The following is a 16,708-nucleotide window of genomic DNA, read 5'->3' on the forward strand; positions in this document are numbered from 1 at the left end:
CGGCGAAAAATGAATTTGGTTTATGTATATCCGTTTTTCATCCAGCAAGGTATCTAACCATCTCATCAGCTTGAATATTGATAGTTAAAAGTAATTACTGGCACAAAACCGTACAGTCAAGATTTGATTATAAATTTTTAATTTATAATCCTGCGAATATTAAAAAAGGCACTCAAAGAGGAATTCCAACTAAAACCAAGAGTGCCTTCTCCTAATTAACTCAAGTATAAACTAAAAATCTGACTGTTTTCAACGAAGCTAATTCAATGTATGTTCTTTGAGAATAATTTATAAAGAGTACTTAAAAATTCAACTATTAATTATTGTTCTTCAGGATAAGCTTGCCAAACTTAACAGAGTAGAACCAGATTCGTCCATTGCTTCTAGATTCAGTTGAGCATATTACAATTGCAATCTATGCATTGTATGATAAATGTTGGATAAATTATGCTTCATTAGCTATCACTTATAATCCATTTTCAATAACTAAGGGTCATTAGTGTTTAATTTTTAGAATTAAACTTCACTAAATACACCCTAAATAATTATTAATTAAAACATCTCTTCCTATGTTTAGATAAAGTCCACCTTTAATCTCATTCTATTTTGAAACCCTAATAAAGAATTGGATAATGTAAAAGGAATGTTTTTAACTTTCTCTTCTAAAAGGCTCGTTTTTTTTTAAAATTGGAGAGGATATCTTATCATGGGAATTTTATATTCTCTAACTCTATATTATAAAAAAGCAGCTATAATAAAAATTACAACTGCTTTAATAATAAAAAATCCCTAATTAATAATTACCATCCTGGATTCTGCAATAATGCAGGATTAAGTCTTATTTCATCTGTTGGAATTGGATCCAAATAATTTTTAATTGTAAAATTACGATTACTTGCCGGATCGAGAATTAAAGCTCCAGGCTTTGTAGTAGCAATCCCGTCATAACTTGATACTGATTGTTCAGCTTGTGTAACTCCATAAGGGAATGCATCTGGATTATACAGTTTAGTACCTGGATCTTTTGGATTTTCAGCGGTTTCATATTCTGTGCCTTCTACATAATTAAGGGCTACTGTTTTGTTTAGCTCTTCTTCTGCTATCCCCCAACGTTTCACATCATCAAAACGAAAGTTCTCACCAAAAAGTTCTATGCCTCGCTCCCTACGAATTTCACCCAACATTGTTAAATCTGAGAACGGTGCGATTAAAGCATTGGTTAAGGGAGCAACACCTGAGCGTTCCCTAATTTTATTTATAGACATATCAAGATCTGCATCTGAAATAATGCCATCATTTAATTCAGCAGTGGCTTCCGCATAGATTAACAAAACTTCTGCATACCTAATATGTGGATAATTAAATGATTCTTCTCTAGTTTCACGCAACCGATATTCTGTAGTAAATTTCACTCCTGTATAACCAATATTTCGACCTCCGGAAGGTGATAGTAATTGAGGTATATAACGGTAATCATAATTGATCCCACTTTCTGCAAAGTCTACGCCGTATTGCGCTCCGCCACCATCTGTATTGGAACCCCATCCCCAATATTCTTTAAAAGGAACACGAACAAAACTCGTAACACGCATATCACGGTTTTGAAATTCTGAAGTTATTTTATCATAGCCTTCAAAAAGAGGAGAGTGTTGCACTGGCAATCCATCTTCAACTAAATACATATCCATTAATTTTCTTGTGGGGGTTAATGGTTTTGCATGGGTAATATTTAACCTAGTTTGTCTAAGAGTATAATCGAATACTGTTTGAAAGATGTATTCTTTATTGTCTGCCTTGGTTAATCCCGCAGGATTAGAGCCTCCATCTTCTAAATTGAATAAATAATATAAATGACGGTCCCCTAGTTCTGCACGATGATCCCATAACTCGAAAGCACCACTATTAATAACGTCTAATGACTCCTGTTTTGCCTCGGACAGCATATCTTGAACACTCGGGTAACCTGAAGGCATAGCAGAACCTGCTCCTTCACTTGTACCATCACCATCTGTGGCGTTACCCACATACTTTTCCCAGGTGGCCTCGTATAATAGGACACGAGCTTTAAAAGACTTTGCAGCTTCCAAAGAAAGTTTTCCTTGATCTTCAAGTCCTAAACTGTTTTGTGAAGGTAATTTTTCTATGGCTATAACTAAATCTTTAATAATTTGATCTACCACTTCATAACGACTATTTCTTGGCCCATAAAGTTCTTCAGAATTTACTTCTAGGGGACTGGTTACTATAGGTACCCCACCAAAGCGCTGCAATAATTTGTAATGATGCCAAGCCCTAAAAAAATAAGCCGTACCAACAGATTCAGCAATTTCCGATTGATCTCCCGCGTATTCTTCAGCCTTCTCAATTAAGATATTAGGATCGCGAAGCAAACTGTAGTTGCTGTTCCAAATAGGATCTGTAGGCGTAGTAACTCCATTACCCTGACCATATAGATCCCCAGAAATATTTCCAGATAAATCAGATGATTCATCTCCATATTCAAATCCCAATCGACGATAGAAACGATTTGCTGCATTTTCAAAATGTTCTGGTGTTTTAAAATATACCGCTTCCGTAAGTGAATCTTGTGGTTCCTGATCCAAATATTCTTGTTCACATCCAGTTAGTATGAACACAGCAAGTACGGCTGTGATACATATCCCCTTTAAGGTTAAATTTTTATTTTTCATATTCTTGAATATTATTTTAATAATTAAAATGATAATTCCACACCCAGGATCGCAGTAGATACAAATGGCACTGAATTTCCCTGTCTGGTTTGTAATCCTGCTTCAGGATCCAACCCGTCATTTACATTTGAAATTACAAATAGATCGTTACCGGTAAGTGAAAAACGAAGTCTGTCTAATCCCATTTGTACCAGAGCATCAGAGGGAAGGCTATAACCTAATGTAACCACTTTGGCGCGCATATAAGATGCATTAATAACATTCCTATCGTTAAGGTGTCCATAATTCCAGTTTTTTCTTTGTCCGTTATAAAAACTAGCTGGATTGTCTGCATTTGGATTATCAGGAGTCCAGGTATTTCCAAGAAAAGATACATTTTGATTTGTCCACCATTGTGCAAATGGATAGGCTAATGAACCATCTCGTACAATATTTTGATTAGCTACACCTTGAAAGAAGGTACTAAAATCAAACCCTTTATATTCTAGGCCAATGCTAATGCTAAAACTTGTATGCGGATTTGTATCCCCGATATATACCAAGTCGTCTTCATTAATAACTCCATCACCATTTACATCGACACGATTTACCGTACCAGGAACCAAACGATCTGCACTCCTATATCTAGGCAGTAAAGTTCCTGGTTTCATGACATTTTGATCTGAAGGATCGGTAAACCCAAATTGGTTATAATAATCTAATACCTGGTCTTCTGTAGTTAACAGACCGTCAGTTTTATAAGCATAAATGGCGTTTAATGGTTTTCCTTCTATCACTCTATTTACTCCTCTGGAAATGGCTGTTGCACCTTCCAATTTGGTAACTTCACTCTGGTTGTCCCATAGCATTGCACCTATATTATAATTAAGATCACCTATTTGATCCCTCCAGTTTACAGACAGTTCATAACCTGTTGTCTTAAACTCACCACTATTCGTTTTTGGCGGTGCAGCTCCTAATAATGAAGGATAAGTTATATTAATTAACATATCGTTATTTTCTCGAATAAAATACTCACCTGTACCATTTAAACGACCATCAAAAATTGCAAAATCCAAACCGAAATTAGTTGTTGCTACGCGCTCCCAGGTACGGTCGGTAGACGTCATACCACTAATCCAAGCTGTATTAACTAATGCGGGATTAGCTCCAAAAACACCTGAACCGGTTCCAATATTGGAATAATAATCATAAGCTCCAATACCCGTAACTGATCCCGTCTCACCATAAGAGGCACGTACTTTTAAATTATCAAAGAAACCACCTCTCATAAAGCCCATTTCCGAGAATCGGATACCTGCGGAGGCACTATAAAAATCTCTCCATCTATAATCCGGGTGTAAACGCGAGGATCCGTCTCGACGCCCCAAGGCTTCCAATAGATAAATGCCATCATAATTATAATTTACCTTACCCATATAGGACACTAATCCTACAGCACTACTTCCTCCTGAATTAGTTTGCGTTGTAACATCACCGGTATTTATATCGTCCAATTCATCGGAAGCCATATTGGTCCTTGTTAAACCATAATTTTCTCTTTGGTCATGTTCTGCCGTCGCACCGACTAAAAGAGCAATATTATGTTTTCCAAACGTTCGTGAATAATCGGCTTTTAAAACATGGTTCTGAAAAAGCCTTTTGGCTCCATTAATATCTACCCCTGAATTTAATAAACTTGTAGGTGTAGAACTTACATTTCCATCCCAGTCATACATAGTTACAGATGTGGTTCTTGCAACTTTTCGCGCATTATCTGAACTGAAGTTTCCTAGATAACTCAAGGATAATCCTTGAAGGTATTTATCCAGATCTAAAGTTATTTGGCCTCCTAAACGAAAAATTTCATTATTATTCTTAGTACGGCCACCTTCATCTAATTTTGCCAACAAGTTATTTGCCCCAAAAATATCATAATACTGGCCATCAGGATTATACAATGGAAACAAGTACATATCTTGAATTCCATGTCCGACACCTTGTGTGGGTTCATTTATTGTCCTATTATCATAAGAAACTGTAAAATCTGTTTTTATAAGCTCATTAACCTCATAAGTAATATTGGTACGAAAGTTATATCGTCTTTGCCCATCATATACAAAACTAATTGGAGAACGTTCATCTGCATATCCCACCGATGTTCTATAGGTTGCACTTTCACTACCTCCTGAGATTGAAATATCGTGCCTTTGTGACAAGGTATTACCATATACCGCATCAAACTGGTTAACGTCTGCAAAACGATGATCTTTCCCTAGCCAGAAATAAGATTCTGGTGCCATAGGCATGGTTCCATCAATAATAGAGACCAGCTCATCCCTTGTAAAGAAACGGTAATTAGCTGCTGCAGTTTGTGGATTACCATCTCCATCTACAAAGTCTATAGCATCTCCATCTCCTGCAGTTAACCACAATTGCGCCCATTCCTGAAGATTAGTTACAGGGTAATCTTTTGCAAAGTTTAATTGTGTCTCCCCCTTATAAGATACGGTAGGGGCTGTACCTTTCTTCCCTTTTTTAGTAGTGACCAAAATAACCCCACCGGCAGCTTTTGTACCATAAATAGCTGCTGCACCATCTTTTAATACAGAATATGATTCAATATCGTTTGGATTAAGTGTTGCTAATTGCCATTCTGGAATTTCTAAACCGTCTAATAAAATTAAAGGTGTAATATTGTTTACAGAAATATCACCACGAATTTTAATATCGGTGCCTTCACTACCCGGTCGTGACGAGTTACGGGTAATTGTTAGACCCGGAACTTCCCCCTGAAGGGCTAAGGCTGCACTTGATGTACCTTTTCCTTTAACTACTTCATCCCCTTTTACCTGGGTTACCGAGCCGGTGAGTGTTGCTTTTGTCTGTGTACCAAAACCTACTACAACTACCTCATCTAAAGTACTTAAGTTTGTTTCCAACATAACATTCACAACCGTTTTACCCGCAACAGGCACTTCCTGGGTTGTAAACCCCGTATAACTAAATATCAGAACGGCATCGCTGGCGGGCACCTTTATAGAATAATTCCCATCAAAATCGGTAACGGTTCCTACACCCACTGCTCCTTTTACAAGAATATTAACTCCGGCTAAAGGCATCTCATCCTCGAGAGAGGTTACCGTACCGGTGATTGTTAAATTTTGTTCACCAACTATTGGTGTTTCTGTCACCCTAAAAGGGTTCGTAACAGCATATAAACTGCTGAAAGACAAGCCTACCAATAAAGCCATTAAGAACCTGGGCTTTATTGAGCACTTTTTTATTTTGTTTGTTTGATACATAAAATACTTTTTGGTTAACTATTTAAGTTCACATTAATAATTAAAAAAAACGAAGCTCTTTAATTATAGGTTCTGTTAATAATTTTATTTTTGAATAATTCTTTAGTCATGGGTAAATTGTTAGATAATAGTTCTTAATCGTTTTGGTAGTTTAATGTTAAAATTCTGTAAACAATATTATAAATTATATCTCCTTTCCTTTTTAAATCATGATGCTATAGTTATAATTTATAAACCATTTACTTAAGAAGTAATCCCTAGATACCTAGTTTCTATATGAATTGAAGTATAAATGAGAAAAATATACTTTATAAAATAATATTCATTTAACAATGAAGAGGGTGATCATTAAAAAATAATTTAACATATGCTTTCTTCAGACCAAAGTGTTTATAAGTTGATAGAAGAATAAAACCAATGTTCCAGTCGGAAGGCTTACTATTTATTATTCATCGTTTTATTAACGTGAATCACGGCTTCATCTATAATTTTCAATTTGAATGGTTATACTATTTTGTTGAATGGTTATTGAATGGCCTGACTTTTCTACATGAGCTACACCCAAATACTGTAAAAATTAAAATGGGCAACCAAACAAATGTGATCTTTTTTAAAATTTAGCATATGTTATTTTATAAATTTAATTTAGTGAAATATCCTTTTTGAAGGTGCTATTGATTGTGTGCTGTATGCAATAATTCTCTAACCATTTCTTTACTTATTTAAATACACATACCGTATCCTACACGCATGCCCATTGCTTTGTTCATCTTTTTCGTGAGCAATTTTCAACTCCAAACGATGTTTTTCATTCACTAAACCACTAGCTAATGTATAATACCAGGGAAGGTGAAACGATGTGCTCCACTTGGTAAAAAGATTCAATTTTTGCCATTCTCCCTTATCTATTCGGTATTCAATTATTCCGGCATCCTGTCCCGCCGCAACGGCAATACCAACGGCATTACCTTCAAAGGTTACCTTTAACCGACTCCCTGGCACATTACTTATCAACATGGGCACATCTACATAATTGGGACGAAACTTTTTACCGTCATTAGGATTCCAAGCAGGATCAATCTCCCAACCTTTTCTTAGTTTAATAGTGGTAATATCCATCAAAACGCCATTTTCATAATTAAACGCATCTATAGGATTAGGTAAGGCATGAGCGGTTATTTTACCATCATTTTCTATATGCGCCGCATAGGCATTATCAAGAAATTGAATCATGGAGTGAGCATAAACACCCTGACCAAAAGGTGACGGATGAAGGTTTTTAAAATCGTCTTTCCAGGTAAATTCGCCATGATCAATTCTTTCTGTAACCTCTTTTGCCAGGTTGATGGTTGGAATGGCATAATGTTCAGCTACCTGATTATGATTTTTAATTACTTCAGGTATTTTTCCAGATCGGTAGGTCTCTATTTTTCCTGGATCTACAAAATGCATCATTACGATATCTACTGATGGATTAAATTTTCGCATATGACGAACAATACCTTCCATCCCCCTAATTTGTTCAGTAGATGTTCTTTTATTAGAGCCATCGTTCACAGCTGCTTCCTCAAATAATAAATCAATCTTACCTTTTGATAATACATCCCGCACCAGTCTAAACGCGCCAGGGGTAGTTCCCATAGAAGGGATACCAGCAGCAATAAATTCAAATTCCGTTTCAGGAAACTTGTTTTCCAGGTAGTTTGTAATGCTATCTCTCCAACCGCCATTATGTGTAATGGAACCTCCCAGAAAAGCAACCCGCCCTTTTTTATTTTGTATAAATTGAATCTGGCTATTCTGCAAGCCGCTTCGTATTTGATGATAAGTTGACGAATTCAAGGGTCTGTTCTTAGTGCTATGGGATATGATAAAATCAACCACCATTTCGGGATTGTCAATTTCATAATGGTGTCCATTTGATTTTTGAACCACAGAGCCACAAGGTGATACCGTTGCTGTTCCTCCCAAACGGATGTAATTATTAATCAGCACTAATGAATTTTCTTCCGGAGGGACCACGTGATCATTTAAACTCACAGTGTGTAAAATAGGCACTCCGGCTTTCGCCAGTTTATCTAAATTATCAATAGGGTTGTCACTGTATGCTTTTGCCTGTTCATCGGTTTCAAATCCATATTCTTTCTTTAATAACTCCCAATCCTTTTTGCTGCCCTCACTTGTTCCAAAGCCTGCAGGCCAACTTTTAAAATCACAAACAATAGCATCTGCATAAATGCATGCTACTTTCTCAGGATTTTGTTTCGCCCAATTGTAGGCAAATAATCCGCCGCGACTATGGCTATGTAGAGCTACTTTAGTTTGTAAGTGATAGGTGGTTATAAGGTGACGGTAAAATTTATTCCAGACTTCTACAGCTTTCGGACTACCAAATTGATTATTGGTATTTATATAAGCAATATGGAAACCTTTACCCAAAAGCACACTATCTATTTCAGCATGGTAATCGGGAAATCGAGCCCGCCATAACCATGGATTTCCGGGTAAGGGTTTTTCAGGACGCGTAAGGTGTGCTTCCCGTCCTTCAAATTTAAAATTGATACGTTCAAATCCCTTCCAGGTTGTTTTAAATGCTTCATTAGGATTGGTTTGTCCTTGAGCTTTAGACACTTCCATTGTAAAAGTGAATAGCACAGCAATAATGAATAAAAATTTGCAGTTATTTTTCATCTAATTGTTCCTTCTAATTTATTTACCTTTTATCAGCATAATTTAAATTGCACCCGTATAGCTGGTTTTCTGGATTGCCCTGTTAATATCCAGCTCCCGGTAATAATTTTCATAATTTTCATGTCCGTCAAACTTCAAATACAGGTTGCCCGCCGTTTCATAAGGCATTCCATGAGAGGTCTGAGAAATGATTTTCGTATTGGCCAGGTTGTGGGCTTCTTTATAATTTCCTTCAAAAAGCAACTGGCGTATCTCCGGAAGGATCTCGCGGGTATTGGGATTATCATTCCGGTGCGGGCCACCAGACCACAGGGTTTCTTCGTTGAGCTGAATATTTTCTTCAGCGGGATTTCCAAAAACCATCGCGCCAAGTCGGCCATTTCCGATAGGCAAAGCTTCATTCCAGTTAGGAGCCGGAGCGTCGTACCAGAGTACCAGGTCATTTTTGTCCTGAGCAGTACTATTTATAGATACGAGTAATAATAAAATAGTGAGATTTCGGATCTTTTTCATTACAAAAATTTTGTTGGCACTTTTATTTTAAATGTGTTCGCATAAACCTGAAAGCGTAATCATTAAGTTCTTTTATAGATGGAGAAATATTATTTCCATTGAAACTATGTCCTGCATTCTTTATGGTTAATAGTTCCACATTTGAATTTTTTTCTTTTGCCACTTCCACCATATAAGTAGAATTGATAATGGGCAAAATTGTATCCTTATCTCCATGCAACAGTAAGATTGGCGGACTGTTTGTATCCAAATATTCGGTGGGGCTAAGCAATTTTGCCAATTCCGGTTTTTCCTCCAAAGGAGCTCCTAAAAGTCTTTCAAATAACTTTTCATCTTCAAAAATGGAACCCGGTCTCAATTCAGGATTTAAACAGGAAGTAAAGGGAAAATAAGAGACGATACACTTAAAATCAGGCTCAAAATCTGCCAATTCCAGATCTCCTTTAAAATCAGCATTTTTTCCTAAAGCCGTGAGCAAACTCAGATGTCCACCGGCAGAGCCACCCCAAACACCATAACGTTTTTTGTCAAGTTTAAATTGATCGGCATTTTTTAAAAGAAAACGGGCAGCATCTTTAGCATCTACCACTGCATCATAGGCTGTTGTGTTTTCGCGAGCCAGACGATATTCTATGGTAACACCTACTACTCCATTATCTACCAGCGATCTTAATGTGCCTAAAAAAGACTTTTTCAGCACATTATATTTATGGCCACCAGACCATCCACCACCATGTACGTGCATCATCCAGGAATTTTTATCCTGAATTTTGACAGAGTCCGGATAAAAAATGGTCATATTTAATTCTACGTCATCTATCGTTTTATAGACTACGGTCTCTTTATGGCTAAACGAATCCAAAATTTCCTGTTCACTGAGCCTTTGCCCGGATACCATGGAAGGAATATAAAATAAAAGAAGCCCTAGAATTAGGGTATAATTCTTTTTTAAATTTATCCAATTCCTCATTCCACTTTTCTTATTTGATTTTTTAATCTTTATGTTTTGTAAATCCAAAATAGAATGTTCTTTAATCAAATTGTATAACCCTAAAATCCCTGCTATCAAATTTCATCTTCTCCCTCGTGTATGTTAGTTTATTCGGTCAATCGATCTTCAAGTATTTCCCTAACCTCCTCTGCTGTTGGATCTTTAGCAATAATTTCACCTTTTTTATCAATTAGAAAAAGAGCACCTCCACCTCCATCAACACCATATTTTTCCCAAATTCTGTTTTGTCGATCTAACTCTACAAGCTGAACCCACGGCCATTTTTCTTTTTGTAGAAATTTCTCCAATCTATCTGTGTTCTTAAATTCACCAGCAACTCCTACAATACTAAATCCCTTGTCTTTATATTCACTAAATAATGGAACCATTGTCCTACTCTTAGCTATACAAGGTCCGCACCAGGTAGCCCATAAGTCGAGTAATGCAATTTTCCCGTTAATCTTATCGGAAAGTTTTACTTCATTGCCATTAAGATCGGGTGCAGAAAAATCTACATATGCTTTCCCAACTTTTATATATTCAATTGCATTTATCAAATTAGAAGATAATTCGTTGTAGGGATGGTTCATTTGCTTTAGATAGAATTTGATAATTTCTTTTAGCCAGTTTCAAATCGATATTTTCTTTATCATAAATAAGATTCCGTAAAAAGAAGTAATAAGACACTAATGATGGATTTTCTTCTATATAAGATTGTTGAAATTGCTGTTGATTTGCAAGGATAGGCTTTAACCGATTTTCTAATTTCTTGGCTTCTGGACTCAAATGATGGTCCTTATTTGCTAAATCCTCTATCTTTTTATAGACAGGGATTTTTTCGTCTTGATTTTTTGAATTCCTCAATTCTTCATAAAGCTCTTTGGCCTTTTCACTGTAGTAATTATTGCTTTTAAATAAAAGCCTTAAACTATCTTGAACAGGTACAATTTGACTATTGAATTTTGTTTCGAAATCTTTTTTAAAATTTTTATACTCAGTATTTAATTCTCCTCCTTCAACAATATTCCTGTCAAATTCTTCTTCTGGATAGATAGTCAAATTAATTTCCTGATTTTCCAAAAACACCGGCATTGGTCTAAAAGCTCCTCTTTTTACCAACTCCGCAAATGCCAGATGAACCGCTTCCGGTTCTTTTAGCTTTTGATTGTATGTAAAACTTCCATTATTTACGGGGATTTTAATCAACGAATCAAACCTTGTATCCTGATTGATCTTAATTAAGACGATAGTGTCCGTCTCTGCACCAATAACCTTTCCTGTTAATTTCAGAACTTTTTCATCTTCTGAATTGCAACTAAGTAAGAATGATATGAGAAAAAATAAGGTTAATCTAATTGTAGTTTTCATATTCTATTTTTTGTTTAAAATTTCGCACAATTACAGGCTCGCTACCAAGCTCTTACTTAAAGCTGATTTCTCTAAAATCCCCACTCTCAAATTTCATTTTCTTCCTCTTATAAGTTATTTCCACTGGCACTTCATTATGTAGTTTCAATTGTTTGCCCTCTTTTTTGAACACCACGTTCCCTTTTTCTGGAGCTGAAATTTTATATCCTTTGGCGGTTACTTCTTTCCCGTTTCCGATAAAAATAACCCAGTTACCATCCTTTTCATTAGCCACCAGGGTATAGGTGGCATCTGTGGCCATATCTTTATAATTTACCTCCTGATGGTTGGTCGATGAAAAAACGTAATCTTCCCGCCCGGATCTATGGGTAAGGTGCAGTCCAACAAATTCCTTATTTCCATTTTCATCTTTAAAACCTGAGATTTTTTCGATGCTTTTCCCTTTACCGGAAGTAAAAGGTTCATAAACTGACACAAACGGACGCTCCCACGCGGCTCCATGCTGTCTTGCGGCAAAAGTTAAATAAGGTTCCTCATCTACTTCGTAAGGTAGTCCATGACCTCCTTTAAATGCTTTGTTTGGTGGGGATTTAATGGAAAATACTTCACGACCTTCGGTGCCTTTCATCCATAAATTCATAAAAACATCCTCTTCACCTTCCGGCATATCTATTTTCCATTCGACCTGATAATCCTTATCTAATTTCACCGATTTTTTATTCCACATATAATCCAGGGCATATAGGTGACCGCCGGCGAATGCCATTTCCTCACTTGGAGAAAGCTTTAAAGCTTCGCCATTTGCATCCATTACTTTCATACTCTGACCTAAATTGTGATAAAAGTAATCGTGGAATTTATCGCCTTTACGCTGTTTTTTAGAGCGAAAAATATCAACATAATATCCTGTTTCTTCTCCAGTTCTAACAATACTTACCATACGGGACTGGTCACTGCGTGTTTCCGGTTCTAAGAAATAAACATCAGAATAAGTGATATCTTCAAAATAGCCATCTTTCTTTTCAGATTTTGGATATTCTCCCAGCAAATCGAATGCATGGTAACTTAACATTTCAGTATAAGAAGAAACGCCATCCACCATTACGGTGTTATGTGCCGGGAATTGAGAATAATACTCCAGATAGATGGGTTGTAAATAGCCCGCTCCTTTTCCGGGATCGGAACCCTGCACAAAACCTTTTCCATAAAGTTCCATATTAATACCATTGGCGTGCATGTGATTTCCCAAAGAACCATTCAGGGAAGCCATCAAACCGTGTTTTCCATTTCCCATTCGCTGCACATGCCAACTTACATTTGGGGCATAAAAAGTTTGGGTAATGTAATCGTCTATATCGGCTTTTTCATATTCAGGATTAATCTTTAATGGCTTACTTGCAAAAAAGGAACTTATTTGGGCGATTGGCTTTCGGTTCTTCTCTGTTTTTTCATTCTCCGCCAATAAGCGGTACAATCTGGTAAATTCCTCCTCCAGTTCCTTATTACCGGTTTTCTGAGCAATTCGAATCATATCGCTAATGGGTTCTGTACTTAGACTGCTATAATTACTATCACCAAAAGCCACGGTTTGCCCATTCGGAAATAAATACTGTGGCAGTACTTTCACGGCCTTTTTCATTACCGGCATATAAGGAAGAATATTATGATCGAAGGTATTATTGAAGTCTTCCATGAAATTTGTAAGATCTTTGGTAACACCTAATGAATACCCCGGACTTTCCGCCCAAATACCGTTTGCCGGATCATAACCATAATCCAGAAATTTAGTTAAAGACCATTGTCTAGCCGAAGTCTCATTCAGAATATAGTTGATATAATATTCCCTGCCTTTTCTATCATCATAATCCGCATCACTTCTTAAAACCATGGCCGCCTTCAGGATCACTTTGGCCTGGTGCAGGTTCCAGTTGTTTTGCGGCACGCCGTTCTTAATAATCTGATCTGTCCAGCGTTTGATGGTTTTATCATACATCGGGATATTTTCTGCATGATTTGCTTCGATATACGGATGTAAAAAATCGTAGAGTTCAGCAATATCTATTAAGACTCCCTCGTGAATAACCTGAAAATTGGTAAAACCAACCAGGGTCTGGATGTGTCCGTTTAATAAATCTATAGGCTCACTTCGGTAAGACATGCCTTCCAAATAGGTGTGAAAAATATCATAAGCGAATTTTGCATATTGTTCATCTCCTTCCAGCCATTGAATAAAAGCAGCATCACGGGCAAGGCCAATTATTTCTTCATTGATCGAATAAACAATACGTCCTGTTTTGGACTGCTCTGCCCATTCAAAAGGATTACCTTCTTTAGACCGATTAGGTAAATATAGCCCCCTGGAATCGTCCATATAAGGAAGTATATCTTCTAAATTAGGTTTACCGTAAGGGGTGGTGTAATCCCTGGATCCTACAAATCGTACCGTAGGAACTGGAGCCTCGCCATCGGCATGGGAGTAGTCTATTCCTTTAACATAGATGTTTTTGGCTTTGGTCTTCCAGTGCATCTGCAAGCGGGAAACCATCCACTCCGGGTCGGAGACATGACGTTCTATATGCACGTCGATACGTTCATGGATTCCTTCTAAAACTTCCTTCGCCCAATGTTCATTTTGAATCGTTTCTTTTAAATCATTCTTTTCTGCTTCAGTAATGTAAAGCCTAGGGTACCCCTGCTCCAAATTTGTTGGTACCGGGATTTTTTGTACATTTTGAGCCATAGTCATATAGCTGCAAAAAGCGATCAAAAGAGTGGAGCAATACTTATTTATTATCATAACTGTTTTCGGGATATAGGAGCCACCATCGCTCCAGCTTAGATTGTATTATTTCAGAAACTTCATTTAAGGAATCTTACAGGTCTTATTTTGCAACCGACTTCACTCCTTTTCTAACTTCAGTTTTCCAGTCAGCAAGTTTTTGTTTCATCTCTTTAACCTTATCCTGATTATCTGAAGATAGATCGTTGCTTTCTGCTAGATCCTGCTCCAAATTATAGAGTTCATAAATAGTATCTGTTTCTTCTGGAAGCTCCACTAATTTCCAATTCCCACTTCGCATAGCGGAGCGTCCATTGAAGCTCCAGAACAAATCTCTCTCTGGTAGATCTTCAGCATTCAACAAATGCTTCTTTATACTGATCCCATCAATGTCCTCACCTGATGGTTCTCCGTTAGCAAAATCTAGGAAGGTTGGTAAAAAATCCATGGTCATTACCGTGGCATCGCTCACAGAACCCGGTTTGATCTTTCCAGGATACCTGATTATAGCCGGCACCCGGTGACCACCTTCATATACAGATGTTTTTGCAGCTCTTAAACCTCCACTATCACCGCGACTACCAGCAGTTCCATTATCGGAACAAAAGATAACGATGGTATTCTTATCAAGATCTTCCATAGCAAGCGTGCTCATTATTTCCCCAATTCCCTCATCCATACTTTCTATCATTTCAGTATAAATGATCTGTACACTATCCTTAGGAATTTTTCTTAAAAATTTACCACTTCCTTCCTTTCTCAGAAACTTATCATTTCTCCCCTGAATAGGGTAATGTGGTGCTTCCTGCGACAGATATAAAAAGAATGGCTTTCCGGTTTTATCAGGATTATTTTCCTTTAAAAACTGTTTTCCATATCTGGTAATTAGATCTGTAGTATACCCGGGTTCATCTGCGATCTCCCGATTATTCCACCAGTCCAGGTAACCTTCCTGGTCTATATGGGAATGATAATCTATATTTCCGCTAACAAAGCCTACAAAATCATCAAAACCCTGGTAGGTAGGATTAAAAGCTTCGGCATATCCCAGGTGCCATTTTCCATACATCCCGGTTACATACCCCTGTTTTTTTAACTCTTCCGCTATCGTAATCTCATCGAGGCTTAGGCCGACTTCCCTGTGATTGGCGGCGGTAATTACCCCTTCTACCCCGGTTCGCTGCTGGTATTTCCCCGTCATTAAGGCTGCACGTGTAGGACTGCATACCGGGCCATTCGCATGAAAATCCATAAATTTCACTCCCTGTGCGGCCAGTTTATCCAGGTTGGGAGTATTCACTTTTTCACTGCCATAAGACGATAGTTCGCCGTACCCAAGATCATCTGCCATAATCAATATAATATTAGGTTTCGTTACTACCTCCATATTTCCTTCTTCCTTTTGGGACCCTTTGCATGATAATATGAAAGCAGAACAAATTGTTAACAATATCTTCTTGTTAATCATTCTAAAAATTGGTTTAATTTCTCGCATTTATACTTCTTTCTATAATGTATGCTCTTTAAGGTTGTTGTGCCTCTATGATTTCTTTCACATCATTTGGATCTGTTTTTTGTTTTCCTGTAAGCAGGTACACTACCATACCAGCATCTGAAGGATCAAAATCCCCATTTTTCACACAGGTTAACTGCCTGCTATACAACCAGTCCAATTGCTTTTTATTTTTCTCTGAACGACTATGTAAGGGAGTGGTTTTAATCCATTCATACTGCTCTTTGGGAGCTTTCAGTCCTTCGTAATCATCGCCGCCGTTTTGATCTAAAATCCTATCACAGGTTAGTCCAAGAGGTTCAAACTTTTCCTTTATTTCATTCCAGGTCCAACCTGAATGTTGCTCCCAATCAGATGGTTTATCGGAATGCCTATTATTCCAGTTAGAATGTGAAATGAGCCTTACAAATTGTAATTTTTTAGGGTTTGCCATTGCTATAGCACTTCCAACTATATGCATAGGCCCTGCAGCTAAAATAGTTAAGGGACTATTTTTATTAGAAATATTTATTTGATTAACGATAGCTTCCTGGGCTTTTGTGGTATCCGCTACGGCTTCAATAAAGTTGCTGTTTTTAAAGTTATAGATCCTTTTACCTTCAAGGGCGCTTTTTATCATTTCCTCTTTACCTCTTTTTTTTTCATGGTTACTTCCCCAGATGTGGTCGCTAAAGGTGTAAACCGTTAAGCTATCCTGCAAATTTTCAGCCGCCAATAAGGCCAATGTTAAGGGGGTAGCCGCCCAATCGTCGTGATCATGCTCGTTTCCATCAGAACTAATTACAATACGCCCGGTGGAATAAGGAATAGTTTGTGCCTGGAAATTAATAGTAAAGACCACCGCCAAAAAGAATATAATTTGATAAAGCTTCATTTCAG

General features: G+C 37.2%; 10 protein-coding genes. All 10 read right to left on the reverse strand.

The window, feature by feature from the left end:
* Positions 1 to 800: 800 nt before the first annotated feature.
* The 10 genes from DHD80_RS13005 to DHD80_RS13050 all read right to left on the reverse strand — a co-directional run bounded on the left by DHD80_RS13005 (position 801) and on the right by DHD80_RS13050 (position 16,703).
* Positions 801 to 2,690: a RagB/SusD family nutrient uptake outer membrane protein gene (locus DHD80_RS13005; protein ID WP_251741774.1), complete on the reverse strand. Its 1,890-nt coding sequence runs from the start codon at positions 2,688 to 2,690 to the stop codon at positions 801 to 803.
* A 23-nt stretch (positions 2,691 to 2,713) separates the two neighbouring features.
* Positions 2,714 to 5,923 (reverse strand): TonB-dependent receptor, encoded by a 3,210-nt coding sequence (locus DHD80_RS13010; protein ID WP_251741775.1) that lies wholly within the window; start codon positions 5,921 to 5,923, stop codon positions 2,714 to 2,716.
* A gap of 765 nt (positions 5,924 to 6,688) precedes the next feature.
* Positions 6,689 to 8,611: an SGNH/GDSL hydrolase family protein gene (locus DHD80_RS13015; protein WP_251741777.1), complete on the reverse strand. Its 1,923-nt coding sequence runs from the start codon at positions 8,609 to 8,611 to the stop codon at positions 6,689 to 6,691.
* Positions 8,612 to 8,707: 96 nt separating this feature from the next.
* On the reverse strand, positions 8,708 to 9,178 hold the full coding sequence (locus DHD80_RS13020) for a glycoside hydrolase family 95 protein (RefSeq protein WP_251741778.1): 471 nt from the start codon (positions 9,176 to 9,178) through the stop codon (positions 8,708 to 8,710).
* A 22-nt stretch (positions 9,179 to 9,200) separates the two neighbouring features.
* On the reverse strand, positions 9,201 to 10,148 hold the full coding sequence (locus tag DHD80_RS13025; protein ID WP_251741780.1) for a prolyl oligopeptidase family serine peptidase: 948 nt from the start codon (positions 10,146 to 10,148) through the stop codon (positions 9,201 to 9,203).
* 128 nt (positions 10,149 to 10,276) lie between these two features.
* Entirely contained in the window at positions 10,277 to 10,759 is a 483-nt protein-coding gene (locus DHD80_RS13030) for a TlpA disulfide reductase family protein (protein WP_251741781.1), read from the reverse strand.
* Positions 10,728 to 11,537 (reverse strand): DUF4369 domain-containing protein, encoded by an 810-nt coding sequence (locus DHD80_RS13035; protein ID WP_251741783.1) that lies wholly within the window; start codon positions 11,535 to 11,537, stop codon positions 10,728 to 10,730. Before DHD80_RS13035 ends, DHD80_RS13030 begins: the two co-directional genes overlap by 32 nt.
* A 52-nt stretch (positions 11,538 to 11,589) precedes the next feature.
* Positions 11,590 to 14,334: a hypothetical protein gene (locus DHD80_RS13040; RefSeq protein ID WP_251741784.1), complete on the reverse strand. Its 2,745-nt coding sequence runs from the start codon at positions 14,332 to 14,334 to the stop codon at positions 11,590 to 11,592.
* An 85-nt stretch (positions 14,335 to 14,419) separates the two neighbouring features.
* Positions 14,420 to 15,703 carry a sulfatase gene (locus tag DHD80_RS13045; RefSeq protein ID WP_251741786.1) on the reverse strand — a complete coding sequence of 428 codons (1,284 nt, stop codon included), beginning with the start codon at positions 15,701 to 15,703 and terminating at the stop codon, positions 14,420 to 14,422.
* A gap of 136 nt (positions 15,704 to 15,839) precedes the next feature.
* Positions 15,840 to 16,703 (reverse strand): hypothetical protein, encoded by an 864-nt coding sequence (locus DHD80_RS13050; protein ID WP_251741788.1) that lies wholly within the window; start codon positions 16,701 to 16,703, stop codon positions 15,840 to 15,842.
* Positions 16,704 to 16,708: the final 5 nt, after the last annotated feature.

Origin of the sequence: Gramella sp. AN32 (genome assembly GCF_023718305.1) — a bacterium.
Classification (GTDB): domain Bacteria; phylum Bacteroidota; class Bacteroidia; order Flavobacteriales; family Flavobacteriaceae; genus Christiangramia; species Christiangramia antarctica.

Bases quoted from the DNA above. Each gene is read 5' to 3' on its own strand.
- DHD80_RS13010 (WP_251741775.1), bottom strand. From the start codon at position 5,923: ATGGCTTTATTGGTAGGCTTGTCTTTCAGCAGTTTATATGCTGTTACG.
- DHD80_RS13030 (WP_251741781.1), bottom strand. From the start codon at position 10,759: ATGAACCATCCCTACAACGAATTATCTTCTAATTTGATAAATGCAATT.
- DHD80_RS13045 (WP_251741786.1), bottom strand. From the start codon at position 15,703: ATGGAGGTAGTAACGAAACCTAATATTATATTGATTATGGCAGATGAT.
- DHD80_RS13040 (WP_251741784.1), bottom strand. From the start codon at position 14,334: ATGATAATAAATAAGTATTGCTCCACTCTTTTGATCGCTTTTTGCAGC.
- DHD80_RS13035 (WP_251741783.1), bottom strand. From the start codon at position 11,537: ATGAAAACTACAATTAGATTAACCTTATTTTTTCTCATATCATTCTTA.
- DHD80_RS13025 (WP_251741780.1), bottom strand. From the start codon at position 10,148: ATGAGGAATTGGATAAATTTAAAAAAGAATTATACCCTAATTCTAGGG.
- DHD80_RS13050 (WP_251741788.1), bottom strand. From the start codon at position 16,703: ATGAAGCTTTATCAAATTATATTCTTTTTGGCGGTGGTCTTTACTATT.
- DHD80_RS13005 (WP_251741774.1), bottom strand. From the start codon at position 2,690: ATGAAAAATAAAAATTTAACCTTAAAGGGGATATGTATCACAGCCGTA.
- DHD80_RS13015 (WP_251741777.1), bottom strand. From the start codon at position 8,611: ATGGAAGTGTCTAAAGCTCAAGGACAAACCAATCCTAATGAAGCATTT.
- DHD80_RS13020 (WP_251741778.1), bottom strand. From the start codon at position 9,178: ATGAAAAAGATCCGAAATCTCACTATTTTATTATTACTCGTATCTATA.